This is a genomic window from Catellatospora vulcania (genome assembly GCF_009720385.1).
Classification (GTDB): Bacteria; Actinomycetota; Actinomycetes; order Mycobacteriales; family Micromonosporaceae; genus Catellatospora; species Catellatospora vulcania.
In genome coordinates this window covers 365,184-391,046 of sequence record NZ_WARX01000007.1, presented here as the reverse complement: position 1 = coordinate 391,046, position 25,863 = coordinate 365,184, and the positions used below count along the sequence as shown (strand labels likewise).

General features: G+C 71.8%; 20 protein-coding genes. 12 read left to right on the top strand and 8 right to left on the bottom strand.

Features of this window, described 5'->3' with window-relative positions; translation table 11 throughout:
• Positions 1-235: 235 nt before the first annotated feature.
• From F6W97_RS29820 to F6W97_RS29790, 7 genes are all read left to right on the top strand, one after another.
• Positions 236-5,164: a ThuA domain-containing protein gene (locus F6W97_RS29820; RefSeq protein ID WP_155373869.1), complete on the top strand. Its 4,929-nt coding sequence runs from the start codon at positions 236-238 to the stop codon at positions 5,162-5,164.
• A 164-nt stretch (positions 5,165-5,328) separates the two neighbouring features.
• Complete coding sequence (locus tag F6W97_RS29815; protein WP_155373868.1) at positions 5,329-6,384, top strand: hypothetical protein; 1,056 nt, start codon at positions 5,329-5,331, stop codon at positions 6,382-6,384.
• 132 nt (positions 6,385-6,516) lie between these two features.
• Complete coding sequence (locus F6W97_RS29810) at positions 6,517-7,257, top strand: VOC family protein (RefSeq protein WP_155373867.1); 741 nt, start codon at positions 6,517-6,519, stop codon at positions 7,255-7,257.
• A 115-nt stretch (positions 7,258-7,372) separates the two neighbouring features.
• On the top strand, positions 7,373-9,691 hold the full coding sequence (locus F6W97_RS29805) for a HelD family protein (RefSeq protein ID WP_155373866.1): 2,319 nt from the start codon (positions 7,373-7,375) through the stop codon (positions 9,689-9,691).
• A 136-nt stretch (positions 9,692-9,827) separates the two neighbouring features.
• A complete protein-coding gene (locus F6W97_RS29800) occupies positions 9,828-10,244 on the top strand; it encodes a permease-like cell division protein FtsX (RefSeq protein ID WP_155373865.1) in 417 nt (138 codons plus the stop codon).
• 88 nt (positions 10,245-10,332) lie between these two features.
• The gene (locus F6W97_RS29795) at positions 10,333-10,605 is read left to right on the top strand and encodes a hypothetical protein (protein WP_155373864.1); all 273 of its coding nucleotides are present in this window, start codon (positions 10,333-10,335) and stop codon (positions 10,603-10,605) included.
• A 67-nt stretch (positions 10,606-10,672) separates the two neighbouring features.
• A complete protein-coding gene (locus F6W97_RS29790) occupies positions 10,673-11,113 on the top strand; it encodes a DUF4265 domain-containing protein (RefSeq protein ID WP_196279388.1) in 441 nt (146 codons plus the stop codon).
• Between the two features lie 91 nt (positions 11,114-11,204).
• On the opposite strand, the gene F6W97_RS29785 is transcribed toward F6W97_RS29790, so the two are convergent.
• Positions 11,205-12,065 (bottom strand): dihydrodipicolinate synthase family protein, encoded by an 861-nt coding sequence (locus F6W97_RS29785; RefSeq protein WP_155373862.1) that lies wholly within the window; start codon positions 12,063-12,065, stop codon positions 11,205-11,207.
• A gap of 70 nt (positions 12,066-12,135) precedes the next feature.
• On the opposite strand from F6W97_RS29785, the gene F6W97_RS29780 reads away from it, so the two are divergent.
• Positions 12,136-13,035, top strand: a complete 900-nt coding sequence (locus tag F6W97_RS29780; protein WP_155373861.1) for a LysR family transcriptional regulator — start codon at positions 12,136-12,138, stop codon at positions 13,033-13,035.
• A gap of 55 nt (positions 13,036-13,090) precedes the next feature.
• Here F6W97_RS29780 and F6W97_RS29775 read toward each other — a convergent pair whose 3' ends face one another.
• Positions 13,091-14,383, bottom strand: a complete 1,293-nt coding sequence (locus tag F6W97_RS29775) for a lactonase family protein (protein ID WP_155373860.1) — start codon at positions 14,381-14,383, stop codon at positions 13,091-13,093.
• A gap of 275 nt (positions 14,384-14,658) precedes the next feature.
• Here F6W97_RS29775 and F6W97_RS29770 point away from each other — a divergent pair, with 275 nt between their 5' ends.
• Both F6W97_RS29770 and F6W97_RS29765 read left to right on the top strand, forming a co-directional pair.
• Positions 14,659-15,648 carry a tetratricopeptide repeat protein gene (locus F6W97_RS29770; RefSeq protein ID WP_230687086.1) on the top strand — a complete coding sequence of 330 codons (990 nt, stop codon included), beginning with the start codon at positions 14,659-14,661 and terminating at the stop codon, positions 15,646-15,648.
• Between the two features lie 14 nt (positions 15,649-15,662).
• Positions 15,663-16,160 (top strand): metallophosphoesterase family protein, encoded by a 498-nt coding sequence (locus F6W97_RS29765; RefSeq protein WP_155373859.1) that lies wholly within the window; start codon positions 15,663-15,665, stop codon positions 16,158-16,160.
• Here the strand turns inward: F6W97_RS29765 and F6W97_RS29760 are convergent.
• The 3 genes from F6W97_RS29760 to F6W97_RS29750 form a co-directional block, all read right to left on the bottom strand.
• Positions 16,157-16,564 carry a VOC family protein gene (locus F6W97_RS29760; protein ID WP_155373858.1) on the bottom strand — a complete coding sequence of 136 codons (408 nt, stop codon included), beginning with the start codon at positions 16,562-16,564 and terminating at the stop codon, positions 16,157-16,159. The genes F6W97_RS29765 and F6W97_RS29760 overlap by 4 nt on opposite strands.
• 121 nt (positions 16,565-16,685) lie before the next feature.
• Positions 16,686-18,035, bottom strand: a complete 1,350-nt coding sequence (locus tag F6W97_RS29755) for a carbohydrate-binding domain-containing protein (protein ID WP_155373857.1) — start codon at positions 18,033-18,035, stop codon at positions 16,686-16,688.
• 123 nt (positions 18,036-18,158) lie between these two features.
• A complete protein-coding gene (locus F6W97_RS29750) occupies positions 18,159-19,118 on the bottom strand; it encodes a DUF1152 domain-containing protein (protein ID WP_155373856.1) in 960 nt (319 codons plus the stop codon).
• Between the two features lie 116 nt (positions 19,119-19,234).
• Between F6W97_RS29750 and F6W97_RS29745 the strand changes: the two genes are divergently transcribed.
• Entirely contained in the window at positions 19,235-20,308 is a 1,074-nt protein-coding gene (locus tag F6W97_RS29745) for an AI-2E family transporter (protein ID WP_196279387.1), read from the top strand.
• 25 nt (positions 20,309-20,333) lie between these two features.
• Here F6W97_RS29745 and F6W97_RS29740 read toward each other — a convergent pair whose 3' ends face one another.
• Complete coding sequence (locus F6W97_RS29740; protein ID WP_155373854.1) at positions 20,334-22,229, bottom strand: glycoside hydrolase family 3 protein; 1,896 nt, start codon at positions 22,227-22,229, stop codon at positions 20,334-20,336.
• A 267-nt stretch (positions 22,230-22,496) separates the two neighbouring features.
• Between F6W97_RS29740 and F6W97_RS29735 the strand changes: the two genes are divergently transcribed.
• The gene (locus F6W97_RS29735; RefSeq protein WP_155373853.1) at positions 22,497-22,799 is read left to right on the top strand and encodes a hypothetical protein; all 303 of its coding nucleotides are present in this window, start codon (positions 22,497-22,499) and stop codon (positions 22,797-22,799) included.
• A 123-nt stretch (positions 22,800-22,922) separates the two neighbouring features.
• On the opposite strand, the gene F6W97_RS29730 is transcribed toward F6W97_RS29735, so the two are convergent.
• Positions 22,923-24,113 (bottom strand): hypothetical protein, encoded by a 1,191-nt coding sequence (locus F6W97_RS29730; protein WP_155373852.1) that lies wholly within the window; start codon positions 24,111-24,113, stop codon positions 22,923-22,925.
• Between the two features lie 135 nt (positions 24,114-24,248).
• Positions 24,249-25,646, bottom strand: a complete 1,398-nt coding sequence (locus F6W97_RS29725) for a CBM96 family carbohydrate-binding protein (protein ID WP_155373851.1) — start codon at positions 25,644-25,646, stop codon at positions 24,249-24,251.
• Between the last annotated feature and the right edge of the window lie 217 nt (positions 25,647-25,863).

Sequence of the window (25,863 nt, the reverse complement as noted above, 5' to 3'; positions counted from 1 at the left end):
GCCCCTAGCTCGCGAGCTGCGCGGACACGCGCGACGTCTCCAGGATTTCGACATGGCACGTGCAATTTTTGCGCTACGCGTTGACAGCATCAGCGTCATGGGTGCAAATTTGTGACTGCTTCGAAACATCGGTGCAATCCAAGCGCCGCAACGGTTCTGCCGCACCGCTCCCCTCCGGGGCCCGCTCACCCGCGCCAGGGGTTTCCGCCGTCCGTCCCCGACGAGGAGACTCTCCATGCCCCTCGCGTCATCGTCCCTGCATCCGCCCCTGACCAGGCTGCTGCGCCTGCTGGCCGTAGTCGTGCTGGCCGCGGCCGCCGGCCTGCTCGCCGTGCCGCAGCGCGCCGACGCGGCGCCGTTCTCGGTGCTGGTCTTCTCCAAGACCGCCGGGTTCCGCCACGACTCGATCCCGACCGGCGTCACCGCCATCCGCAACCTCGGCACCGCCAACGGGTTCACCGTCGACGCCACCGAGGACGCGACCGCGTTCAACGACACCAACCTGGCCAAATACGCCGCGGTGGTGTTCCTGTCGACCACCGGCGACGTGCTCGACGCCACCCAGCAGTCCTCCTTCGAGCGCTACATCCGGGCCGGCGGCGGCTACGCGGGCGTGCACGCGGCCTCCGACACCGAATACGGCTGGGCCTGGTACGGCAGCCTGGTCGGCGCGTACTTCTCCAGCCACCCGGCCGAGCAGACCGCCACGGTCAAGGTCGAGGATCCGGCGCACCCGTCCACGGCGGGCCTGCCGCCGCTGTGGTCGCGGTTCGACGAGTGGTACTCGTTCCAGACGAATCCTCGGACGAATGCGCACGTGCTGGCGAGCCTCGACGAGCGCAGCTACGCCCCCGGCTCCTCGGCGATGGGCGCGGACCACCCGGTCGCCTGGTGCAAGCCGTACGACGGCGGCCGGTCCTGGTACACCGCGCTCGGGCACACCGCGGCGGCGTACAGCGACACGAACTTCCTCAACCACCTGCTCGGCGGCATCCGCACGGCCGCGGGCCAGGTCGCGGGCGACTGCACCGCGACCAGCACGGCGAGCTTCCAGAAGGTCGCCCTGGACAGCAACACCAGCAATCCGATGGAACTCGACGTGGCCGCCGACGGCCGGGTGTTCTACATCGAGCGCGACGGCCGGGTGCAGATCATCAAGCCGAGCACCGGCACCACGGTGACCGCGCTGACCCTGCCGGTCTTCACCGGCAACGAGGACGGCCTGCTCGGCATGCGCCTGGACCCCGGGTTCGCGAGCAACGGCTTCATCTACCTGTACTACTCCCCCACCACCGGCTCGGCCCGCAACCAGCTGTCGCGGTTCACCGTCTCCGGCGACACGATCAACACGTCCACCGAGAAGGTGCTGGTCCAGGTCGCCACGCAGCGCAACACGTGCTGCCACGCGGGCGGCTCGATGACCTTCGACGCGGCCGGCAACCTGTACCTGGCGACCGGTGACAACACCAACCCGTTCGAGTCGAGCGGCTTCGCGCCGCTGGACGAGCAGCCGGGGCGGTCGGACTTCGACTCGCAGAAGAGCGCGGGCAACACCAACGACCTGCGCGGCAAGGTGCTGCGGATCAAGCCGCAGGCCGACGGGACCTTCACCATCCCGAGCGGCAACCTGTTCGCGCCGGGCACCGCGCTGACCCGCCCCGAGATCTACGCGATGGGCTTCCGCAACCCGTTCCGGATCGGCACCGACCCGGCGACCAACACGCTGTACGTCGCCGACTACGGCCCCGACGCGGGCGCGACCGACCCCAACCGCGGGCCCGAGGGCACCGTGGAGTGGAACATCGTCGGGCAGGCCGGCAACTACGGCTGGCCGTACTGCATCGGCGCGAACTACGCGTACAACGACTACACGTTCCCGTCCGGGCCGGCCGGGGCGAAGTACAACTGCTCGGCTCCGGTGAACAACTCGCCGAACAACACCGGTCTGACGAACCTGCCGCCCGCGCAGCCCGCCACGGTCGACTACGACTACGGCGGCAACCCGCTGTTCCCGGAGATCGGCGGCGGCGGCGCGCCGATGGGCGGGCCGGTCTACCGGTACAACGCCGCGTCGACGTCGGACCGCAAGTGGCCGCAGTACTTCGACGGCAAGGCGATCTTCGGCGAGTGGAACCAGAACAAGGTCTACACGATGCAGGTCACCGCGAACGGCAGGTCGCTGGTCGACATCAACCAGCTGTTCGGCTCGATGAGCTTCCTGCGGCCGATGGACCTGGAGTTCGGGCCCGACGGCGCGATGTACCTGATCGAGTGGGGCACCGGGTTCGGCGGCAACAACGCCGACTCGGGCGTCTACCGGATCGACTACATCGCCGGGGACCAGAACCCGATCGCGGTCGCCTCGGGCAACCCGACCTCGGGCGGGGTGCCCCTGACGGTGCAGTTCTCCAGCGCCGGCTCGCGCGACCCGGCCGGGCAGCCGATCACGTACGCATGGACGTTCGGCGACGGCAGCACCTCGACCGCGGCCAACCCGTCGCACACGTACACGACCGCGGGCAACTACAACGCCCAGCTCACGGTACGTGACCCGGGTGGGCGCACCGCGGTGGCCAACGTGCCGATCACGGTGGGCAACACCGCCCCGACGGTCACCCTGACCGCACCGGCCGACGGCGGCTTCTTCGCCTGGGGCGACCAGGTGCGCTTCACGGTGACGGTGACCGACCCCGAGGACGGCACGATCAACTGCTCGCGGGTCAACGTGCAGTACTACCTGGGTCACGACGCGCACGCGCACCCCTTGCAGGGGTACACCGGGTGCACCGGGGTGATCCAGACCTCGATGGGCACCGGCCACGGTGACGACGCGGACATCTTCGCCGTGATCGAGGCCAGCTACACCGACCTGGGCGGGGGCGGCGCCGCGCCGCAGACCGGCCGGGCCACCGTCAAGCTGCAGCCCAAGCACAAGCAGGCCGAGTTCTTCAACAGCACCGGCCGCGCGCCGGGCGCGATCGGCGGCGGGGACCCGGGCGTGCAGCGGGAGACGACCACCGACACCGCGGGCGGCTTCCAGAACATCGGCTTCATTGAGGACGGCGACTACTGGTCGTACACCCCGGTGAACCTTCGCAACATCACCTCGGCGCGCTTCCGGGTGGCCTCGCCCGGCTCCGGCGGCCGCATCGAGGTCCGCACCGGAGCGCCGAACGGCCCGCTGGTCGGCACCGCCACGTTCGGCGGCACCGGCGGCTGGCAGACCTTCGCCGACGTCACGGCGACCCTGTCGGCGAGCACCACCACCGGCCCGCTGTACCTGGTCGCGAAGAACCCGGTCGGCGACACCGGCCAGGGTTCGATCTTCAACGTGAACTGGGTCGACTTCATCGGCCAGGGCGTGGCCGACGGGTCGCAGCTCCAGGTCACCCCGGGCAGCCTGGCCTTCGGCTCGGCGAACCTCGGCACGACCACGGCGGCGCAGACCGTCACGGTCAGCAACCCGGGCACGGCGGCGGCGAGCATCAGCTCGATCACCGTCAGCGGCCAGTACACGCAGACGACCACCTGCGGCAGCTCGCTGGCCGCCGGGGCGTCCTGCACGGTGAGCGTGCGTTTCGCGCCCACCTCGGCCGGGGCGCAGAACGGCACGCTGTCGGTGGCGAACTCGACCACCGCGTCGCCGCTGACGGTCGCGCTGACCGGCACCGGCGTCAGCAGCACCACCAACCTCGCCATCGGCGCGGCGATGTCGGCCAGCACCAGCAACGGCGGCTTCCCCGCCTCGGCCGCCAACGACGACAACACCGGCAGCTACTGGGAGTCCAACAACAACGCGTTCCCGCAGTGGCTGCAGGCCGACCTGGGCAGCGCCAAGCAGGTCAGCTCGGTGACCCTGAAGCTGCCGCCGCCGTCGGCGTGGGGTGCCCGCACCCAGACGCTGTCGATCACCGGCAGCACCGACGGCACGAACTTCAGCACGCTGAAGGCGTCGGCCGGCTACCTGTTCGATCCGGCCACCGGCAACACCGCCACCGCGACGTTCACCGCGGCGTCGGTGCGCTACCTGCGGGTGACCATCACCGCGAACACCGGCTGGCCCGCCGGCCAGGTCTCCGAGCTGCAGATCTTCGGCGGCGGCGGCCAGCCCGGCCCGGCGACGCTGGCCGCGAACCCCACCTCGGTCGCCTTCGGCAACCAGAACGTGGGCACGACCAGCGGCGGCTCGGCGGTGACCATCACCAACACGGGCGGCACCGCGGCGGTCATCTCGTCGGTGTCGGCGTCGAGCCAGTTCGCCGCGAGCGGCTGCGTCGGCACCCTGAACCCCGGGGCGACCTGCGCGGTCACGGTCACCTTCAGCCCCACCTCGGCCGGGGCCAAGACCGGCACGCTGACCGTGGCCAGCAACGCGTCCAACCCGTCCCTGACCGTCAGCCTGACCGGCACCGGCACCACGGTGCAGACCCCGGCCACGCTGGCGGCAAACCCGACCAGCATCGCGTTCCCGAACACGAACGTCGGCAGCACGGTCACCCGTACGACGCAGATCAGCAACACCGGCGGCACCACCGCCTCGATCTCGTCGGTGACGGTCGCCGGCACCGGATTCAGCCTGTCGGCCAACGGCTGCGGGTCGGCCCTGGCGCCGGGGGCGAACTGCACGGTCACCGTCGCCTTCGCACCCACCTCGGCAGGCGGGAAGACCGGCACGCTGACCGTGGCCAGCAGCGCGTCCAACCCGACGCTGTCGGTCGCGCTGACCGGCACGGGCACCACCGCCACCAGCTCCAACCTGGCGCTGGGCAAGCCGGTGACCGCCGGGCACGTGCAGAACTACGTGCCCGGCAACACGGTCGACGGCGACGCCAACTCGTACTGGGAGAGCCCCAACAACGCCTTCCCGCAGTCGATCACGGTGGATCTGGGCGGTAACGCCTCGCTCAGCTCGATCGTGCTGAAGCTGCCCTCGGCGTGGGGCGCACGCACCCAGACGCTGTCCGTGCTCGGCAGCGCCAACGGGTCGACGTTCACCACGATCGTGGGTTCGGCGACATACCAGTTCAACCCGTCGGGCAACACGGTGACGATCACCCTGCCCGCGAACACGACCGCCCGCCACGTCCGGCTGACCTTCACCGCCAACACCGGTTGGCCCGCGGCGCAGCTGTCGGACTTCCAGGTGATCGGGGTGCTGAGCTAGCCCCCGGTCGTGGGGGGGGGGGGGGGGGGGGGGGGGGGGGGGCGCCCCCGCCCCCGCCCCGGGCGGGCCGGGGGCGGTGGGCGGGCCTGCCTGACGCCACCGGCACGACCGTCTATGTACGAGGGGTGGATTCCCTCGCGCCCCGGATGGTTCACGATGTGACGATGCGTATCCTGTGGCGTGCCGCCGTGGGCGGGCTGGCCGGTCTGGTCGGGGCCGTGACGTGGGCCATCAGCTCGGCGGTGTACCAGCCGCTCATGGAGCCCTCCGGGGTGTGGTTCGACGACCCCGGAGGCTGGCAGGCCGAGGTCGACGGGGTGGTGCAGCAGACCGCCTCGAACAACACCTACTGGCCCCGCGAGCTGCGCCAACTGGCCGTCCTGCTGGCAGTCGCCGGGATTCTCGTGCTCTGCCGCACGGCGTCGCGCGCCGTCGCCACGGCGGCCGTCGCCGCGGGCGGCTGGCTCATCGCCGACGTGCTGCTCGACCGGTTCGACGTGCACGGCACCTCCACCGCGGTGGTGCTCGCGGCCGCCGCCACGGGGTACGTCGCCGCCACCGCGTTCATCGCGATCCGCCTGTCCCGTGCGGACTCCGGCGGCCCGGCGGTCCGGCACGTGGTGGCCGGCACCCTGGCGCTGCTGGCCGTGATCTCGCTGCTCGTGATCACCCCGTGGGACGAGCCGGTCACGCCTGCGCTGATCCGGGTCGAAGCCGAGATGACGGCGCTCAAGATCGTGGTGTCGGTGCTGTTCGCCGTGCTCGCGGCCACCACGGTCGGCCGGCCCCCGGCGCGCGCCGGGGTCACCCTGGGCTTCTGCCTGGTCGCCGTCGCGGGCGCGGTGTTCATGGTGGTCGGCGACTACCGGTCCGTCTACGAGTACGGCCTGCCGGTCGCCGCCGTCGCCGCGCTGGTCGCGGTGCCCGCGCCACGCATCCGCAGCGTCGCGGGGCTGGTCGGGATGACGCTGCTCAGCGCTGTCTGCGCCGTCGCCTCGTTCGCGGTGCTGGTCATCGGCGGCATGGTCGTGGGGAGCCTGCTGACCAGGCTGGCCGACAATCCTCCGGTCAACGGCGCGGACACCGACATCTCGACACCGCTGCTGGTCACCCTGCTGGGCATCGCCGTGTCGCTGCTCACGCTCGCTGTGACCGCGCTGCCCGCGGCGCTGCGCGCCGTCCGGGCCGGACCGCCCGGGAGCCCCGCCGCAGCCGGGTGACCTGGCGGATCCCGGGGGCCGCCACGGCCTTACCATCGACGTGGATGCTCGTGCCGGACTCCGCCGCGTCGTACGGCTCCAGCAGCCCACCGCGCCTATACGCTCGGCAGATCGACACGGCGAGGAGACCAAGTGATCCGCTGGACGTACGCGTTCATCGACCGGCCCGCTGACGTGTTCACCGAGGCCGCGTCGTTCTGGTCCCGGGTGACCGGCACTCACCTGACCGCACGCCGCGGCGAGCACGGCGAGTTCGCGACGCTGCTGCCGATCGGCGCGGACGCCTGCGTCAAGCTGCAGGCCGTCGACGAGGGCGGCGGCGCGCACCTGGACCTGAGCGTCGACGACCCGGCCGCGCTGGCCGCGCGCGCGGTCGAGCTGGGCGCGACTCATGTCGCCGACCGGGGCTACCAGGTGCTGCGCTCGCCGGGCGGGATGCTGTTCTGCGCGGTGCCCTGGCACGACGAGTTCCGCCGCCCGATGGCGCACGCCACGCCGGACGGCGCGCTGAGCCGCCTCGACCAGGTCTGCATCGACGTCGGCCCGGCCGCCTACGACGCGGAGACCGCGTTCTGGGGCGAGCTGACCGGCTGGGAGTCCTCGTTCGGCTCGCGGCCCGAGTTCCATGTCGTCGCCCCGCCCGCCGAGCTGCCGGTGCGCATCCTGCTCCAGCGGCTCCAGCAGGAGCGGCCCACCTCGGCCCACCTGGACCTGGCCTGCTCGGATGTGGAGGGCGTGCGGGCCTGGCACGAGAAGTGCGGGGCGAGCCACGTCGCCGACGGCGCGCGCTGGGTCGTCATGCGCGACCCGGCCGGGGGCGTCTACTGCCTGACCGCGCGCGACCCGAAGACGGGCGGCCTGCCCGGAAAGTGATCACCCGGCTGCGCCGCGGAGCACCGGTGCGGTATCTTTGGCGATTCGAGCACAAAAAAGAACGGCACGCTTAAGCGTCCGTTCGGGCTTCAGTATAGACACGAAGGAGCCGGGTTTGTCAAGCGACGTCGCCGACGAGATTCACCGCGAGCAGGAGTACGTCTCCGACCTCTACCACCGGCTCGACGGCCTGCGCGAACAGGCCGAGCGACGGCTGTCGCAGGCGCTGCTGCAGACGGGCGGCACCCAGCAGGAGCGCTCGCAGCGCGAGTCGACGGTCGCCCTCTACACCGAGCAGCGGGCATCGCTGGGCGCGGTCGAGAGCGGGCTCTGCTTCGGCCGCCTCGACCTGGTCGAGGACGGGGCGCGCTACATCGGGCGCATCGGCATCTTCGACGAGTCCGCCGAGTACGAGCCGCTGCTGGTGGACTGGCGGGCGCCCGCGTCCCGGCCGTTCTACCTGGCCACCGCCGCCTCGCCGCAGGGCGTACGCCGCCGCCGGCACATCCGCACCGCCGAGCGCACCGTCACCGCGCTCGACGACGAGGTGCTCGACCTGGCCGACGCCGCCGCGGCCGCACCCCACCACGAGGGGCTGACCAGCGAGGCCGCGCTGTTCGCGGCGATGGACGCGGGCCGCACCGGCCGCATGCGCGACATCGTCGAGACCATCCAGGCCGAGCAGGACCACATCATCCGCGCCACCCTGGGCGGGGTCATGGTCGTGCAGGGCGGCCCCGGCACCGGCAAGACCGCGGTCGCGCTGCACCGCGCGGCCTACCTGCTATACACCTACCGCCAGGAGCTGTCGACCCGGGCGGTGCTGGTGGTCGGCCCGAACAACACGTTCCTGAAGTACATCTCCCAGGTGCTGCCGTCGCTGGCCGAGACCGGCGTGGTGCTGCGCACCGTGGGCGGCCTGTTCCCCGGCGTCACCGCCACCGGCGTGGAGCCCGACGAGACCGCCGAGGTCAAGGGCCGGGCGATGATGGCCGAGGTGCTGGCCGCGGCGGTACGCGACCGGCAGCGGCTGCCCGACGAGACCGTCGAGGTCGAGTTCGAGCGGGAGCCTCTCGTGCTGGACCGGGCCGCCGTCGAGGCCGCCCGGGAGACCGCCCGGCGCAGCGGCAAACCGCACAACCTGGCCCGGCCGCTGTTCGACACCGAGGTCATCCACGCGCTGTCGCAGCAGCTCGCCGACCGGATCGGCACCGACCCGTACGCCGACGACCCGCTCGGCGGCGGGGACGCGCCCGGCGATCCGCAGCTGCTCGACGAGGCCGATCTCGCCGAGCTGCGCCGGGAGCTGCGGGCCGACCCGAACGTGCAGACCGTGCTGGACTGGCTGTGGCCGGTGCTGACCCCGCAGCGGCTGCTCGCCGACCTGTACGCGAGCGAGGCCCGCATCGCCACGGCCGCGTACATGCTCACCGAGACCGAGCAGGCCCTGCTGCGCCGCAGCCGCGACGCCGGGTGGACCCCGGCCGACGCGCCGCTGCTCGACGAGGCCGCCGAGCTGCTGGGCGAGGACGACCGCGACGCCGAGGAGCTGGCCGAACGCCGCAGGCGGCAGCGGCTCGCCTACGCCGAGGGCGCGCTGGAGATCCTGCACGGCTCCCGCTCCATCGACCTCGAAGACGAGATCGACCCGGAGATCCTGACCGCTGCCGACGTGCTCGGTGCGCTGGAGCTGGGCGAACGCCAGGAGGACGAGCGGCGGCTGACCGCCGCGGAGCGGGCCGCCGCCGACCGCCGCTGGGCGTTCGGGCACGTCATCGTCGACGAGGCGCAGGAGCTGTCGCCGATGGCCTGGCGGCTGCTGATGCGCCGCTGCCCGAGCCGGTCCATGACGGTCGTCGGGGACGTCGCGCAGACCGGCGACCCGGCTGGCACCTCCTCCTGGGACCAGGTGCTGCACCCGTACGTGGCCGACCGGTGGCGGCTGACGCAGCTCTCCGTGAACTACCGCACACCCGCGGAGATCATGGACCTGGCCGGGCAGGTGCTCAAGCAGATCGACCCGGGGCTGGAGCCGCCGCGCTCGGTGCGCCACACCGGGCAGGCCCCGCAGCTGGCCGAGGTCGGCCCGGACGAGCTGGCCGCCCGGCTGGCCGCCGAGGTGCGCGCGGAGCTCGCCGCGCTCGGTGACGGCACGCTCGCCGTGCTGGTGCCCGCAGGCCGGATCGACGAGCTGGGCGCCGTGGTCACCACGGCGCTGCCGCAGGCGCGGGTGGGGCAGCAGACCGAGCTGACCGACCGGGTCGTGGTGCTGACCGTGCGCCAGGCCAAGGGCTTGGAATTCGACGCGGTCGTCATCGCCGACCCGGGCGGGATCGTGTCCGAGTCCCCGCGCGGGCACAGCGACCTGTACGTCGCGCTGACCCGCCCCACCCAGCGGCTGACCGTGCTGCACCACGGCGACCTGGACCTCTGACGAAGCACCAGCTCCGGGCCCGCCGCGCGTCGCGACGGGCCCGGAGCTGTGTTCAGGCAGGCCCGGCTCCCGCTCAGCGTGCGCGAATGAGTGAAACGGGTCGATGTGGACGGTCCCCGGGCCGTAGACTGCGCCGATGGGACCGCGCTGCGCCGCCCTCGTCGTCGCCGCCCTGCTGGCGCTGGCGGGATGTGGCACGCCCGCAGACCGGACCCCGGAGCCGCGCCCCGCGCCGCAGACGACCACGGTCCGGCTGGAGCTGGCCATGGACGCGACCGCGCCGCAGCGCACGGCCGTCGAGTCCTGGTTGAAGGCCCGGCCGGAGGTCGCCTCGTACACCTTCGAGAACCGTGAGCAGGCGCTGGCCAGGTTCCGGGAGGCCTACCGCGACTCGAACGAGCTGGTCGGCTCGCTCAGCGCCGCCGACCTGCCCGAATCCTTCGCGGTGACGCTGGCCGCCGGGGCCGACGTCGACGCCTTCGTGACGGCGGCCCAGCCACTGGAAGGCCTGGACCACGTCGCCTACGACACGGACGAGCCGCCCCCGAGCTGAGCGCCGGGTGGCCGATGTACACCGGTGCGGTGTTCTGCCACGCTGCCCGTACCCGCGGCACAGGTCCGCGGCCACCGCGGAGGTCACCATGGCGGACTCGCCGTCAGTCGCAGCCAAGGTCGTGCGGGTGCTCGGCATCCTCGCGCAGATCGTGCTGCTGCCCTACTACCTCGCCAGCGGCCTGCTCGCGCCGCTGTGGGCGGTGATCGTCCTGGTGGTGATCTGGGCCGCGCTGCTGGTGGTGGCGATCCGGCTGTGGCGGACCCGGCCGTTCCTGGTGCCGCTCGTGCCGGTCGTCGCGGTGGCCGTCTGGTTCGCCGCGATCAGCGCCGGTGAGGCCTGGCTCGGCTGGACGGCCTGACGGCGCAGCAGGAAGCTGCAGCGATCGGGTCTTACCCCCGGGCGGGGTGGCTGGCATGATCTCCGCCATGACCGAGGGAACCGACTCCGACCAGTACGGCCACGTCCGGCTCACCGCCTTCGAGCCCGACGGCCAGCTCATCACCGAGGTGCTGCCCGCGAAGGCGCTGGCGGGCGGGCTGGTGGAGCTGCTCGGCAGCCCCGGCCTGGTGACGGGCGCGGCCGCCGGTGACGTGCTGGTGCTGGCTGCGAGCGGCTTCCAGGTGGTGCGCCGCGGGCCGAACGACAGCGTGCAGGTGTACGCCGACCCGCCGCTCGACGAGCACGCCATGGCGTGGCTGGCCAAGGCCTTCGAGTCCGTCGGCGGCTACGTCGAGGCCCCGCCGCAGCGGCAGTTCGCCGTCGCCACCGTGCCCTCGTCGGCGGGCCGGGACAGCGTCGAGGCGATCATGACCGAGGCCGGTGCGCACATCGCCGGCATGGAATGGCAGTTCGGCACCGCGCACTGAAGAGCATCCCGGGCCCTGCAGTTTCGGGGAAACTGCAGGCATCAGGGCCGAGTTTCCTACAGTTTCCCCGAAACTGCAGCACCGGTGATCGTCAACCGAGCTCGGCGAGGTGTTTGAGGGCCGTGGCGGTGTTGTCGGGGTGGGCGTTGAGGAGTGGGAGGCGTACGCCGGGGGTGGGGATGCGGCCCTGGGCGTGTAGGGCGGACTTGACGACCGTCGGGTTGGGCTCGGCGAACAGGGCCTTGGACAGCGGTGCGAGCCGGTGGCCGAGGGCTCGGGCGCGGGTCGCGTCGCCGGCCTGCCACAGGCGGATCAGCTCGGCGAACTGCGCGGTGGCCAGGTGCGCCGAGGACAGGATGCCGCCGTGCGCGCCCAGTGCCAGCAGCGGCGAGATGAACGTGTCGTCGCCGCCGAGCACGGCGAACCGGGGGTCGGCCATCATCGCGACGGTGTCCTCGTTGATGCCGCCCCCGGCGTACTTGACCCCGGCCACGTTGCCGATCGCGGCCAGCCCGCGCAGCGCGCCCGCGGTCAGGTACTGCCCGGTGCGGTACGGGATGTCGTAGACGACGATCGGCACCGGGCTCGCCTCGGCCAGCCGGGCGAAGTGCGCGAGCACGCCCGCCTCGCCGGGGCGCACGAACGGCGGCACGACGGTCAGCGCGGCCACCGCTTCGGGGACGGCGGCCAGCGCGGCGAGGGCCTCGGCGGTGGCCGCGCCGACGATCAGCGGGGCCGACCGCTCGCGGGACACCCGGGCGACGGTCTCGATCACGGACTGCTTCTCGGGCTCGGTGAGCGAGCCGGGCTCGCCGGTGGTGCCGAGCGCGACGAGGCCGGTCGCCCCGTCGTCGAGCACCTGGTGGGCGAGCCGTTCCAGCGCGTCGAGGGCGACCGCGCCGTCCGCGCCGAACGGGGTGATCAGTGGGATGTACAGGCCATGCAGCGTCATGACCTCATGCTGCCGAAACCGTCCCGGAAGGACCAGTTCCGATTCCTGAGGCAACCCGTAAGCTGATCTGATGCTTGACGTGCGCCGCCTGCGGCTGCTTCGCGACCTCGCCCGGCTGGGCACGATCGCGGCGGTCGCCGAGGCCCACACCTACTCCCCGTCCGCGGTGTCGCAGCAGCTGGCCACTTTGCAGCGCGAGGCAGGCGTGCCGCTGATCGAGCGGACCGGGCGCGGCGTCACCCTCACCCCGGCGGGCACCGCACTGGTACGCCACGCCGAGACCGTACTCGCCGCGCTGGAGGCCGCCGCGGCGACGCTGGCCGCGGCCCGCACCGGCCTGCACGGCACGGTGCGCATCGGCGCGTTCCCGACCGCGGTGCGCACACTGCTGCCCGCCGCACTGGTCGCGCTCGCCCGCGACCATCCGGCACTCGACCTGACGGTCACCGAGCTGGACCCGGTCGCCATGCCCGACGCGCTGCGCGAACGCCGCCTCGACGTGGCGCTGCTGCACGACTACGACCTCGCGCCGGTCGTGCCCGACCCGACCGTCGACTCCCAGCCGCTGCTCGACGAGACCGTGTACCTCGCGGTGCCCGAGGCGTTCCCGGTCGGCGACGACCCGGTGCGCGCCGCCCGAGACGCCGACTGGATCGTGGGCACGCCGGGCACGCTGTGCCACACGGTCGCGATCCGGGTCTGCCAGGCCGCCGGGCACCCGCTGCGGGCCCGGCACCACGCCGACGACTTCACAGCCGTGCTCGCACTGGTCGCGGCAGGACAAGGGGTGGCCCTGGTGCCGCAGCTCGGCGCCGTCCAGCCACCGCCCGGGGTGCGGCTGGTCCCACTGGACTCACGCCGTCGCACGAGGATCGCCTACCGGCGCGGCTCCGGCGGCCACCCGGCCGTGGCCGCCTGCATCACCGCCATCCAAACCGCCACCGCCGCGTTCCTCGCGAACGTCAAGTGAAAGGAAGGGCACCTTCACAACGCTATGCGTTGTAGAAGGTGCCCTTCCAAACCGTTCACACGACGACGAGCGTGTGCGGGCCGCGCATGACCTCGATCGAGTAGTACGTCGGGCACAGCCGAGGCGTGCCGCCCTGCTGGACCACCTCGAAGAATCGCAGCTCGCCTCGCCGATGCACGAGATCGAGGTGGTCGAACACGGTCACCACGACGAACTTGCCGTCCACGTCGAAGGCGACGCCCTCGGGCCGCAGCCCGTCGAACAGCTCCTCACCCACCGTGTCCAGGCGGCCGGTCACCGGGTCGAAGGTGAGCAGGCTCAGCGAACTCTGCCGGTCCAGCCGCGGATCGCCCCAGGCGAGATCGCTCATCCGCAGGTTCGAGGTGACCACCAGGCGGCCGTCGCGGCTGACGGCCAGCCCGCCCGGATGCAGGCCCACGCCGGCTTCGCCGATCTTCTCCCCCGTGCCGGTGTCCGCGTCGATCCGCAGGACCGACAGGCGGCCCTCGTTCGGTTCGGCGTCCACGCCGCCGATGCCGCCGCCCCACAGCACGTCCGTGGTGAGGAAATGCCGCCCGTCCGGGGTGAAGCGCCCCGCGAACGGGAACCGGCCGGTCCTGATCGCCGGTCCGAGCGGCTCGATCCACAGCTCCGGCGTGCGGTGCGCGGCGAACAGGCGTACCTCGTCCCGCCAGGGGAAGCAGGCCGCGAACAGCTCGCCGCCCGGATGCCACTCCACGTAGGACGGCACGATCGGCTCACCGTTCTCGCCGCGCGGCACCAGCACCGTCCCGTCGCCGAACCCGTTCGGCCCGACCGGGACCAGCCGCAGCGACGGGTGGGGATCCGGGCCGAGGATCGCGAAGACGTCCCCGCACGCCAGCGCCAGCAGCCCGCCCCGGGGATGCAGCGACACGGCCTGCGGCATGTGCCCGGCCGGGTAGGCGAACAGCAGCTGTGGATGCTTCGCGTCCCTGATGTCGAAGGCGCGGACCGTGCTGCCCGCGTCCAGGTCGGTCAGCAGGTGCGCGTCGGGGCCGCGCTGGCCGAGGGTCTCCACCACGTACGCGTGGGCGCCCTCCGCGTCGACGGCGAGCACGCTCGGCGGCGGTGTCACCGAGTTCGACGCGGCGATCGTGCCGATCGTCGGCAGTGTCCCGTCGAAGGCCAGCGGCAGCTCGATGACGGTGAGCGTGTCCTCCTGCCCGGACTCGCGCGGACCGAGCCGCGCGTGCTGAGGTGCGGACGGGACCGCGTCGGCGTCGCTGACCACCACCAGGCGGCGTCCCTGGAACAGGCCCGCCGCGGGCGGACCCTGCAGCGCCCGGACACCCGCGGACGTACTCATGTGCGGCTCCTTCGGCAACGGCGACCTGCTGCGGGACAGCGTCCGCGCCGACGCTCGCCGCGTCCGGGCGGGTAGCCCGCGCTTTCACGAATCAGGCTATGCCTGGGCGCGGTGACCGACCGCGCGATCCGCGATCCGCGCGACCCGCCCGCCACTGTCTGCTCACCCGTCCCTCGGGTCCCACCTGCCGGCCGAGCCAGGTCGCCGACCGACCCGCCCCCGTACTCGTCTCGGGACGGCTCCACGAACGCCGCGGCGGTCGATAGGCTCACGCGATGTCGAAGCACCTTGGGACTCTCGACGTCTCGCTGGCGCGGGTCCTGTCGCACTGCGGTGGCAACCCGGCCCAGGCGGCGATGCACCTTGCGCGCGCCATCGCGTCGGCCCCGCAGGAACCCGAGCCGTACGAGGCGTTCGCCGAACTGCGGCGGTCCCGGCCTGCGGAGACTGCCGAGTTCCTGACCACTGCCGCGTCCACGGGGGCGTTGGCCGCCAACGCCTACGTCTCGTTCCTCGACGGCGACATGGACACGGCGGTGCTGTGGCTCGGGTCGGTGGTGGGACATGCGCCAGGTCGTGCATGGTCCGCCGCCCCGTGGTTCAGCGACCAGCGGTTCCTGGCGTCGGTGAACGCCGACGCGCTGGCCGAGGCGGCGTTGCGGACCACGGACGGCGGGCACGACCTGGCCGCAAACGGCATGCAGGCGCGGCTGGCGCCGTGGTTCCAGGCGATCGGGCTGGTGTCGGCACGTGATCCGCGGCCCGAGGCGATGGCGCGCATGGCGATCATGCTGCGGGCGTGCGGCCTGACCCGCGAGTCGTTGGCACTCTGCGATCAGGCGGACGCGGTCGAGCCGGTCATGTTCACCGAGGTCGTCCGGGCCGGCACCTGGCGCAGACTCGGCGATCCGCAGCAGGCCGTGGACGCCTTCGAGCGGGCGCTCGCGCTCGAACCGGCCAACTGGTCGCTGTACCTCGACGTCGCCGACCTGCGGGCCGAACTGGGCGACTTCGCCGCAGCTGTCGAGTCCGCAGAGAGGGGCCTGCGGCATGAGCCCGCCGAGGTGATGCTGCTCGCGGGTCGTGCGGCGTACCGGACCAGGCTCACCGGCACGGCCGCCGACCTGACCGAACTGATCGCCCTGGCTCGGCAGATGCCTGACTCGCCGTACCGGAGCCTGCTGATCGATCGGGCGTGTGGACATCCGCACCTGCCCGCCGACCTTGTCGCCACGGCGCGGGAGGTGGCGGGCGAGGCAGCCTAGCCTAGGGTGGGCAGGTGCGATTGGTGGTCATGGCGGACACGCATGTGCCCAAGCGGGCCCGGCAGCTGCCCGCGCCGCTGTGGGATGCGGTCGATGGGGCCGACGTCGTCGTGCACGCCGGTGACTGGGTCGACGTGGCGCTGCTCGACGAGCTGGAGCGGCGGGCCCAGCAGCTGATCGCGGTGTACGGCAACAACGACGGTCCGGCCCTGCGCGCCCGGCTGCCGGAGACGGCCCGCGCCGAGCTGGCCGGGCTGCGGCTCGCCGTGATCCACGAGACCGGGCCCGCGACCGGCCGCGAGCGGCGCTGCGCGGCCCTGTTCCCCGATTGCGACGTGCTGTTCTTCGGCCACTCGCACATCCCCTGGGACAGCACCGCCCCGACCGGGCTGCGGCTGATCAATCCGGGTTCGCCCACCGACCGCCGCCGCCAGCCGTACGCGACGTTCCTCACCGCGGAGGTCGCAGCAGGCCGGCTCACCGGTGTCGAACTGCACCGGCTCGGCCCCTAACCGGCGTTGGACCAGGTCCGGGTGCTCAGCACGAGCCGGTAACCGTCGGGGTCGGCGACGGTGACACCCCAGCGGTCCCAGTACGGCCCTTGCGACATCCGGCTGCCCCCGGCTTCCGTCAGGCGCGCCACCAGCGTGTCGTCGACCGGCCCGGCCAGGTAGAGCACGAGCAGATCCTCGGCGGTGGGCGCGGGCGGGGCCGCCAGGTTCTCCCCCGCGACCAGTTCCAGGTGCCAGGACGCGCCGGGCCAGCCGAGCATCAGCAGGTCGTGTTCACCGGGCCCGTCGGCGGACCCCCGGTAGAGGACGTGCAGGCCGAGCCCGTCGACGTAGAAGCGTTCGGCGGCCGCGAGGTCGCGGCAGGGGCGGGCCAGGCGCAGGTGCGCCCTCGGGTCGATGGTCATCGCGGCTCCCGTGCGGTCGGTGGTGCCGACCAGCCTGCCTGCTCAAGCGCGCTTGAGGTCAAGGGCGACGGTGACCGATCCCGGGTCCGGGGTGCGACGGACCCGGGATCGACCGGCGGGATCAGCGGACCAGGCCGATGCCGGTGACGGTGCGGTCGTACTCGGTGAAGGTCTGGTTGTTGTACGGCCCGTAGATCCACGTGTGCAGCGAGTTCGCGGCAGTGTCGATCTCGATCAGGCGCACCGGGTTGGTGGTGTTCGAGTGGAACGTCTGGAGGAACGTGTAGATCTTGTTGCCGTTGACGCCGGTGTCGACGCGGTTGCCCGCGACGCCGGTGTGGCCGGAGAACACGAACTTCACGTTGGCGTACTGCTTGACCAGGTTGTCGTACAGGTACTGCGGGCTGGTCTCGCCGTAGCCGGCGCTCTGCTCGATGTTGCCGTTGCCGTCGATGTAGTCGTGCGTGACGATCACGACGTTGTGCCGCGGGTTGGCCGCGACGACGCTCTTGGCCCAGTTCACGACACCGGTCCGGGGCCACAACTCCAGGACCATGACCAGCCACTGCACGCCGCCGGCCTGGTAGGTGTTGTACGAGTTGTCGACCTTGCCGGCCTCGTACTGGCCGCGCACCGCGCCGTACTGGCCGGCGGTGAAGTACTGGTTGAACACGGTCGTGTCGCGGACCAGCTCACGGGTGCGGGCGGGGTCGCGGGCCGAGCCGCCGACGCCGGTGGCCTGGGTGTCGTGGTTGCCGATGGCCAGGTTGTACGGGATGCCCGCCGTCTCCAGCGGCCGCATCGCGTCCCGGGCGATCACGTACTGGGAGTGGTCGGGGGTGTCCCAGTTGACCACGTCCCCGGAGTGGCTCACGAATCGCAGGTCGAGCGCGGCGCGGTTGTTCACCAGCCAGTTGGTGCGGTTGCGGAAACGGGTGTCGGAGGCGTTGAGCACCTCCTGCTGGGTGTCGGGCAGGACGGCGAAGGTGAACTTCGGGTCCGTGGTGGCGAACTCCATCCGGGCGTACCCGAGGTGCACGTTGCGGTCGCACGAGGACGAGCTGAAGTCGTTGACGAACTGGATCTTCACGCTGTGCGTGCCCGCCGCGAGGGCCGGGCCGACGCCGTAGGTGCCGTACTGGGTGGCGCTGACGATGGTGGTGCTGCCCGCGACGGTCCCGTCGACGGTCACCTGCACGGTGGGCCAGCCCTCGCAGTTGTCGCCGATCGCGCCGAGCTGCACCCGGCCGGAGCCGGTGATCGTGGTGGTGGCGTAGCTGGAGTTGCCCCACAGCGAGGCGTGGGTGCCCGAGGCGGGCACCGGGGTGCCGGTCGCGGTGCGGATCGCCCCGTTGACCACGGTGAACTGCGAGGGCTCGGCGGCCTGCGCCGAGCCGGTGAAGGCCACCGCGGCCAGCAGTGTCGCCGCGGCCACCCCCAGGCCCACGGTTCTTGCCCTGTTCCGAAGCATCGTCGGTCCTCCCTGCGCGAGACTGCCCTGGACGGACTCCGACGGTAGGAACGTCCGATGTGGCGCACGCGAACACCCCGAGTACGGCCGCGATACGGCGGCTGTACTCCGGGCACGGGTGGATCAGTGCGGGATCGGGCGGCGGGCCCGGGGACGGTCCAGGCCGCCGCGGTACTCCTCGATGGCGAGCGCGACCTCGGCCCGGGTCCGGGTGTGCTCCAGTCGCGGCAGGTAGTGCACGTGCCGGGCCAGCCCGTCGAGGTCGACGGTGAAGTACATCGCCATCAGCGGGTTGACGAACAGTTCCGTGCCCTCGGTGCGGGGCAGGGTGTGCACGTCGCCGAATTCGCCGCGCACCGCCGAGGCGATCTGCGTGTTGACGATGCTGGCGGTATGCGGCGTGACGGCGGCGGCGTGCGCGACCGCGGCGCAGTAGGCGGCGGCCTCCGCGCTGCCCGGCGGGATCGAGAACGCGCCCAGGTACGCCCCCTCCCGCTGCAGCGCGGCCAGGTTCTCCAGCACGTGCGCGTGGCAGATGCCGTGGTGGGAGTCGATGCCGAAGCCGAGGCTGACCACCAGCTTCTGCGGCACGGGCAGTCCCGCGACGGCGGCCAGGCTGGTCATGTCCTCCTCGGGCGTGCCGAGGCCGGCCTCGTCGCCGCGCATGAGGATGTCGGTGCCGCCGTCGGCGAGCACGACCGCGTCGATGCCGAGCCGTTCGATCAGCGCCCGGTACGCGGCGCGCAGCGGGCGCACCCCGGTGCGCTCGAAGGCGTACACGACGGGGTCGTGGCCCTGGGCGGCCAGCCAGCGGGCCAGGGTGCGTTCCGGGAAGTACCGGTCGTTGCCGGCGCTGTCGGGTCGCACCGCGGCCAGGCCGGTGCGCACCCAGGACGCCGGGCTCAGCGCGCCGAGTTCGCTGACCGCGTAGCTGGCCAGGGTGACCCGGGTGCCGGCGTTGCGCAGGGCGAGGGCGAGCGGGAGTCCGGCGTACACGTCGAAGCCGCCGCCTGCGCCCGCGATCAGCACATGTTTCGCGTGGCGCAGGCGCTGGGACAGCGGTGGCTCGAAGACGGCGGGCATGTCCGGCACGGTAGTGCGCGGTGTCGAAGCGGGCACCCGCTTATTCGCATACGCCCGGATGATCTGACACCCGTCTTCTAATATGAAAACGGATCAAACACACTAAGGCGGATCAGGTGGACGCGCTCCGGACAATCGGCTCCAAGGCGTGGGCGATCGTGGGGATCGCCCTGGCCGCCGCTGTCCTCGTGTTCCTGATCATCCTGCTCAAGCCGCTGGTGATCGCCCTGATCGGCGCGTTGATCGTCTCGCTGGCGCTGTCTCCGGCCATCGAGGCGCTGGCGCGGCGGGGCATGCGCCGCGGGCTGTGCGCCACCCTCGGGGTCCTGTTCCTGATCGCGCTCGGCGTCGGCGTGTTCTTCCTGGTGGTCAAGGGGCTGGCCAGCCAGTGGAGCGAGCTCACCCAGGCGCTGGGCAAGGCGGTGCAGCGGCTCCACGAGATCCTCACCTCGCTGGGCGTGGTGGGCTCCAACGCGGAATCGGCCCGGGACGACCTGAACGACCGCACCTCGACGCTGGTGTCCGGGATCCTGCCGGCGCTGGGCAACCTGGCCGGCACCACCGCCAGCATCTTCATCGGCACGTTCGTCTTCCTGTTCACCACGTTCTTCATGCTCAAGGACGGACCGTCCATGGCCCGCGCCGCCGAACCCTGGATGCCGCTGGGCCGACCGTGGATGGACCAGGTCGGGCGGATCATCCGCGGATACGTGGTCGGACTGACACTGCTCGGGGCGTTCAACGCGGCGGTGGTCGGGCTGGGCGCGCTGTTCCTGGGCGTGCCCCTGATCGCCACGCTCGTGATCATCACCCTGCTCGGCAACTACGTGCCCTACCTGGGCGCCTGGGTGGCCGGGGCGTACGCGGTGCTCATCGCGCTCGCGTCGGGCGGCGCGAAGACGGCCGTGATCATGATGATCGTGGTGTTCCTGGCCAACGGCACGCTGCAGACCATGCTCCAGCCGTTCGCGTACGGGGCCGCGCTGCGCATGCGTCCGCTGACGATCCTGCTGGCCACGGTCGTCGGCGGGCTGGTGGCCGGGATCCTCGGCGTCATGCTCGCCGCCCCCGCCGCCGCCATCATCCAGCACACCGTCGAACTGCTGCGGGCCCGCCGCGACGGCGGCGTTCCCGGCGGCGACGCGGGACCCGGCGACCTCCCACCGCTCGCGGTCGACACACCCGGCTAGGGCCTGCCGACCGCGAGCGGTGGGATCAGTAGCTGAGCCCGAATCCGTACGGGAACAGCGGTGTCTTCTCGTCGCCGGAGTTGACGGGTTCCTGGGCGGCGGTCGCGGGCCAGGACATGGGCAGCTTGCCGGTCGGCGCGTACGCGCCGAACAGCACGTCGGCGACGCCGGCCCCCTCGGTGCCGGGCAGCCACGCCGCCACCAGCGCCTGCACCTGCGGCAGCGGTGCGCTGACGTCCACCGGCCGGCCGGAGACCAGCACCACCACCACGGGCACGCCCGCCTTGCGCAGGGTGGCCAGCGTGTCCAGGTCGACCTTGTCGAGCTTGACCCCGTCGGGACGGTCGCCCTCGTACTCGGCGTACGGCGTCTCGCCGACCACGGCGATCGCCACGTCGTAGCCGCGGTCCACTCCGGAGCCGTCGGCGCTGTAGGTCACCGTGCCGCCCGGTTCGACGGCCTCCTTGATGCCCTGCAGGATCGTGGTGCCCTCGGTGATCGGGCCGGAGCTGCCCTGCCAGGTCAGCGTCCAGCCGCCGGACTGGTTGCCGATGTCGTCGGCGCTGCGGCCGGCCACGAACACCTTGCCGGTCTTCGGCTTGAGGGGGAGGATGCCGCCGTTGTTCTTCAGCAGCACCTGCGACTGCCGTACGGCCTGGCGGGCCAGCTCGCGGTGGGCCGCCGACCCGACCTTGTCGAACTGCGAGCGGTCGGCCATCGGGTGCTCGAACATGCCCAGCTCGAACTTCTTGGCCAGGATGCGCCGGTTCGCGTCGTCGATGCGCGCCATCGGCACGGTGCCCGCGTCGACCTCGTCGCGCAGCACCGTGATGAACTCCCGCCAGCGCTCGGGCACCATCACCATGTCGATGCCGGCGTTGATCGCCGCGCTGACCTCGGCCGGGGTGAAGCCGGTCGCGCCGTCGATCTGGTCGATGGCGTTCCAGTCGGAGACCACGAAGCCGGTGAAGCCCAGCTCCTCCTTGAGCACCTCGGTGACCAGGTACCGGTGGGCGTGCAGCTTCTCGCCGTTGAACGAGCTGAAGGAGACCATCACGGAGCCGACGCCGGCCTTCACGGCCGCCTGGAACGGCGGTAGGTGGATCTTGCGCAGCTCCTCCTCCGGGATGCGGGCGTCGCCCTGGTCCTTGCCGTCCAGGGTCGCGCCGTCGCCGACGTAGTGCTTGGCGGTGGCCAGCACGGAGTTGGGCCCGCCCAGTTTCTCCCCCTGCAGCCCGGTCACGATCGTGGTCATCGAGGAGGCGATCTCCGGGTCCTCGCCGAAGGACTCGTAGGTGCGCCCCCAGCGGGCGTCGCGGGCCACGCACAGGCACGGGGCGAAGTCCCAGTCCAGGCCGGTCGCGGCGACCTCTACGGCGACGGTCTCGCCGATCCGGCGCACCAGCTGCGGGTCGCGGGTGGCGCCCAGGCCGATGTTGTGCGGGAAGATCGTGGCCCCGCGCACGTTGTTGTGGCCGTGCACGGCGTCCACGCCGTAGATCATCGGGATGCGCAGGCGGGTGGCCAGGGCCTCGGTCTGGAAGCCGTCGTACATCTGCGCCCAGCCCTGCGGGCTGTTGTCGTCGGGCACCGAGCCGCCGCCGGACAGCAGCGAGCCAAGGGCGTACGTGGTGACGTCGCCCGTGGTCACCTCGCGGCGCTCGGCCTGCGTCATCTGGCCGATCTTCTCGTCGAGGGTCATCCGGCCCAGCAGGTCGTCGACCCGCTCGGCCACCGGCCGCGACGCGTCGAGATAGGGCGCGTCGGGATCGTATGCGCCGTCGTCGGTGTCGCGGGTCAGCCAGTAGACGGCGGCGGCAGCGGCCAGCAGGAGCACGAGGCCCGCGGCGAGCAGGCGGCCGCGGCGGCGGGACGGCGGTGGCAGGGGCGCGGCCGGCGGGGCGGTGACGGTCGTGGTCATGGTGCCTTCCCTGGGGCGTCGCGGCATGGTGTGGACGTGCTGCCGCGAGTGCCCTCATCGCCACGACGGCGTCCGCCAGCCAACACTTCCCGCGTTCGGGTGTCAACGGATTGGTGGAACATAATGCCGCGTTGATGAAACAAAAAATGTAACAGTACGCGGCCGAGGCTCGTCCTCATGGGAGTTACGTCACGGGATGCGCCCGCGGTGGCCTCCGCGGCCGAAAATTCATCGACAGGCTTGTGCGGTGGTCCTACCGTTCGGTCCATGAACTACCGACATCCACCGGCCTACGTCGAGACCCGGTTCGCCGAGATCCGGCAGCTGTTCGACGAGGCCGCACCCGAACTCGGCAACGGAGTCGAGACCGGACGGACGATCACCGGACGGCACGCGAAGTACCTGGCGGCGCGGAGGCACCAGGTCAGCGGCGTGCTCGACCAGCAATTCCGATGGCCCGCCAACCCCTGGGCCGGTGGCCCGCAGGTCGCGCAGTGGTGCCCCGACACCGCCGCGGCCGCTTGCCGGGCCATCCCGGCCGCCGCCATCCGGCTTTGCCCACGCCCCTGACGCGTTATGACCCCAACACCGGGAACACGGGGCACCCGGTGTGACCGCACCACCAGCGAACCGTCTTGCGCGAGCTGTCGGGGCACACCCGCAGCTCGCGCAAGATCGCATTTACCCCCGGGTTCAGAAGGCCCCCGCCTTGACGGAGATCGCCATGCGGTGGCCGGCGTGCTCGGAGACGGTCCAGAGCTCGTCGGTGTTGCTGCGGTAGGTGAAGTCCTCGGTGCCGATGGGCAGCGTGTCGTAGTGCATGACGACGCTGCCGCCCGGTGTCCAGGTGCCCAGGTCGCCGTCGTTGCTCGCGCCGTCGCTGGTGGACAGGAAGTACTTGCCGTTGAGGCTGAGCGCGCCCTGCATCGAGGTCACGTCCACGCGGTAGGCCCAGCTCGCGGTCGCGTCGGTGGTGGAGCCGCTGTCGTGGACCAGCTCACGGTCGGTGTAGTCGACGCCCCAGCGGACCAGGCGGGTGCCCGTGCCGGGGTTGGCGTACTCCCCCACCAGGAAGCTGTCCGGCGTGGTGGTGCGGTCCAGGGAGATGAACGAGAAGCGCAGGCCGCCCGTGCCGACCTGGTCGTAGGCCAGCGACTGCGGGAGCACGTACTTGTAGCCGAAAGCCTGGTAGCTGCCGTCGGACTGGCGACCGCACGCCGTCGACACCGAGCTGGACACCTGCCACAGGTGGTTCAGGTCGAAGATGCGCAGGCCGTTGCTGGTGTCGACGACGTAGAGGTGGTGTCCGTACCAGGCGATGCCGCCCGCGTGGATGTTGACGGGGCGGTAGCTGTGCACGCCGCCGGAGGTGTACGGCTCCACGAGCAGCACGTGCCGGTAGCGCGGGGCGGCCGGGTCGGTGCGGTTGACGAAGCTGACGCGTACGCCCTTCTGCCCGTCGACGCCGGTGGAGTACCAGGAGACGAGCACGGCCTTGCGCTCCTCGTACACCCCGGCGTCGAGCGCGTCGGAGCTGGTGGTGATGCCCTGCGGGATCCATTCGGCGGTGTTGTCGTCGCCGCTCTCGAAGCGGAAGCCGGCGGCGAAGTTGGTGACCAAGCCGGTGCCCTCGCTCCCGGCGATCCGCGTGGCGACGCGGTTGCCGTCGTCGAGGACGGCCTGGACGCTGACGTTGGGCAGGGCGGCGTCCAGCCCGGCGATCGCCGTGGCGTAGGAGCCGGCGCGGCGGCGCAGCTTGAACGCGGTCCGGTCGATCGAGGCGGGGGCTGCCGCGGCCGGGCTCGCGCCGATCAGGGCGCCGGTCGCGCCGACGGCGGGCAGGGCGATCAGTCCGGTCAGGAGGGATCTGCGGGGAATCGACATCGGGCCACCCTAAACGACCGTTCTGCTCCCCGCACGGCCTGAGCCGCGGACAACTCCTGCATCCGCGGGGTGAGGCGTTAAGAAGGGCACCTTCTACATCGCGGAGCGATGTGAAGGTGCCCTTCCTTCAGCTTGTCAGTGGCAGGTGCCGGTGCCGGTGTCGTTGTAGGTTTTGCCGGACTGGGGGACGAACTGCCAGTCGTAGGTGTTGGCGTGCAGGGTGAACTTCAGGACGCCCCAGGTGTCGCTGTTGCGGGCCTGGCTGTTGGGCGCGATGGTGCCGAAGCCGTAGAAGCCCGCGCCGCCCATGCCCGCCACGAACGAGCGCATGCCGCGGGAACTGTCCGCCGCGCCGCTCGGGTTCATCGGCGCGAAGCGCTCGTACTGGTGGTTGTGACCCCAGACGACGACGTCGGCGTTGTAGTCGTACAGCGCCTGGTACAGCGGGCGGGTCGAGGTGGACGGGGCGTGGTTGGCGCCCGAGGTGAACAGCGGGTGGTGCCAGTACGCGATCGTGCACGGCTTGCCGCTGGCGGCCAGGTCGTTGCGCAGCCAGGTCTCCTGGGCCGAGCCCGCCGACATGCTGATGTTCGAGTTCAGCGACACGACGTGCCAGTTGCCCAGGTCGTAGGAGTAGTACCCCTGACCCGACGGACCGGCGACCGAGCCGAAGTAGTTGTAGTAGCCGGTCGCGCCCGAGGTGTTGTAGTCGTGGTTGCCGGGCGCGGGCCGGGTGCGCGCCTTGTGGCGGCCCCAGGTCGGGTTGTAGTAGCTGCTGAACTCCGAGGCGGTGCCGTTGGTGTAGACGTTGTCGCCGGTGGTGAAGACCGTGCCGGAGATGCCGTCCAGCAGCGCCGCGGTCGCGGTGTCGCCCGAGCCGGAGTCCGCGATGTCACCCGCGCCGACCAGCACCGGGTCACCGGACGGCGGCGTCGACGGGCTCGGCGACGGCGTCGTGCCGGTGGTCACCACCAGCTGCGGCGAGTCCGCTCCGGACTCCCGGGTGTCGTAGTACGCGCCGTCGCTGTTGGTCGAGCTGGCGCCGATGCTGAACGAGCCGTTGCCGGTGACGTACGAGGTCACGTCGACCTCGTACCAGCCGTTGGCGACGACGGAGCCGAGGCTGCCCAGCGACACCCCGTCCAGGGCCGGCTTGTTGTTCCAGGTCGTGGAGGTCTCCGACCACGACGTGTTCGACATCGCGCGGAACGTGCCGCCGGCGACGCTGCCGTCGTTGCCGCTGATGTGCCGCAGCCGCAGCTTCGCGCTGGTCACCGTGCCGCTGACACCGCTGACCGTGAAGCGCAGGAACATCTGCCGCTGCGGCGAGCTGTCGACGGTGATCTGCACGGAGGTGCCGTAGTTGGTCGACGCAGTGTCGGCCTGCACGTAGGTGTCGGCCGCCGGGGTGAAGGTGGACGTCGCGGCGCTGGCGGTCTGCGCCGACACCGTCAGCACCGTGGCGACCGTGGCGGCGGTCAGCACGAGCGCCGTGCCCGCCGTCAAGGCCAGGCGGCCCTTGCGGATTCCCATGACTCGAGCCCTTCTGGGGGTGTACGGCTGCGCGATCGGCACAGCCGTGCGAGGAATGTAGGGAGGCCCGGAAACAGGCGGCACACGTTCGGGTGAACAGCATGGGTGAGTCGGATGAGCGTCCACAGCCGACCGGCTGCCGTGACACCGTCTGTTCATCGGAAGCACGCCCCGTGGTGGTGTGCGCGAGGGCCCTGCGTACCGCGGGCGGCTCAGG

Bases quoted from the DNA above. Each gene is read 5' to 3' on its own strand.
- F6W97_RS29820 (WP_155373869.1), top strand. From the start codon at position 236: ATGCCCCTCGCGTCATCGTCCCTGCATCCGCCCCTGACCAGGCTGCTG.
- F6W97_RS29815 (WP_155373868.1), top strand. From the start codon at position 5,329: ATGCGTATCCTGTGGCGTGCCGCCGTGGGCGGGCTGGCCGGTCTGGTC.
- F6W97_RS29800 (WP_155373865.1), top strand. From the start codon at position 9,828: ATGGGACCGCGCTGCGCCGCCCTCGTCGTCGCCGCCCTGCTGGCGCTG.
- F6W97_RS29795 (WP_155373864.1), top strand. From the start codon at position 10,333: ATGGCGGACTCGCCGTCAGTCGCAGCCAAGGTCGTGCGGGTGCTCGGC.
- F6W97_RS29790 (WP_196279388.1), top strand. From the start codon at position 10,673: ATGACCGAGGGAACCGACTCCGACCAGTACGGCCACGTCCGGCTCACC.
- F6W97_RS29785 (WP_155373862.1), bottom strand. From the start codon at position 12,065: ATGACGCTGCATGGCCTGTACATCCCACTGATCACCCCGTTCGGCGCG.
- F6W97_RS29780 (WP_155373861.1), top strand. From the start codon at position 12,136: ATGCTTGACGTGCGCCGCCTGCGGCTGCTTCGCGACCTCGCCCGGCTG.
- F6W97_RS29775 (WP_155373860.1), bottom strand. From the start codon at position 14,383: ATGAGTACGTCCGCGGGTGTCCGGGCGCTGCAGGGTCCGCCCGCGGCG.
- F6W97_RS29770 (WP_230687086.1), top strand. From the start codon at position 14,659: ATGTCGAAGCACCTTGGGACTCTCGACGTCTCGCTGGCGCGGGTCCTG.
- F6W97_RS29760 (WP_155373858.1), bottom strand. From the start codon at position 16,564: ATGACCATCGACCCGAGGGCGCACCTGCGCCTGGCCCGCCCCTGCCGC.
- F6W97_RS29755 (WP_155373857.1), bottom strand. From the start codon at position 18,035: ATGCTTCGGAACAGGGCAAGAACCGTGGGCCTGGGGGTGGCCGCGGCG.
- F6W97_RS29750 (WP_155373856.1), bottom strand. From the start codon at position 19,118: ATGCCCGCCGTCTTCGAGCCACCGCTGTCCCAGCGCCTGCGCCACGCG.
- F6W97_RS29740 (WP_155373854.1), bottom strand. From the start codon at position 22,229: ATGACCACGACCGTCACCGCCCCGCCGGCCGCGCCCCTGCCACCGCCG.
- F6W97_RS29735 (WP_155373853.1), top strand. From the start codon at position 22,497: ATGAACTACCGACATCCACCGGCCTACGTCGAGACCCGGTTCGCCGAG.
- F6W97_RS29730 (WP_155373852.1), bottom strand. From the start codon at position 24,113: ATGTCGATTCCCCGCAGATCCCTCCTGACCGGACTGATCGCCCTGCCC.
- F6W97_RS29725 (WP_155373851.1), bottom strand. From the start codon at position 25,646: ATGGGAATCCGCAAGGGCCGCCTGGCCTTGACGGCGGGCACGGCGCTC.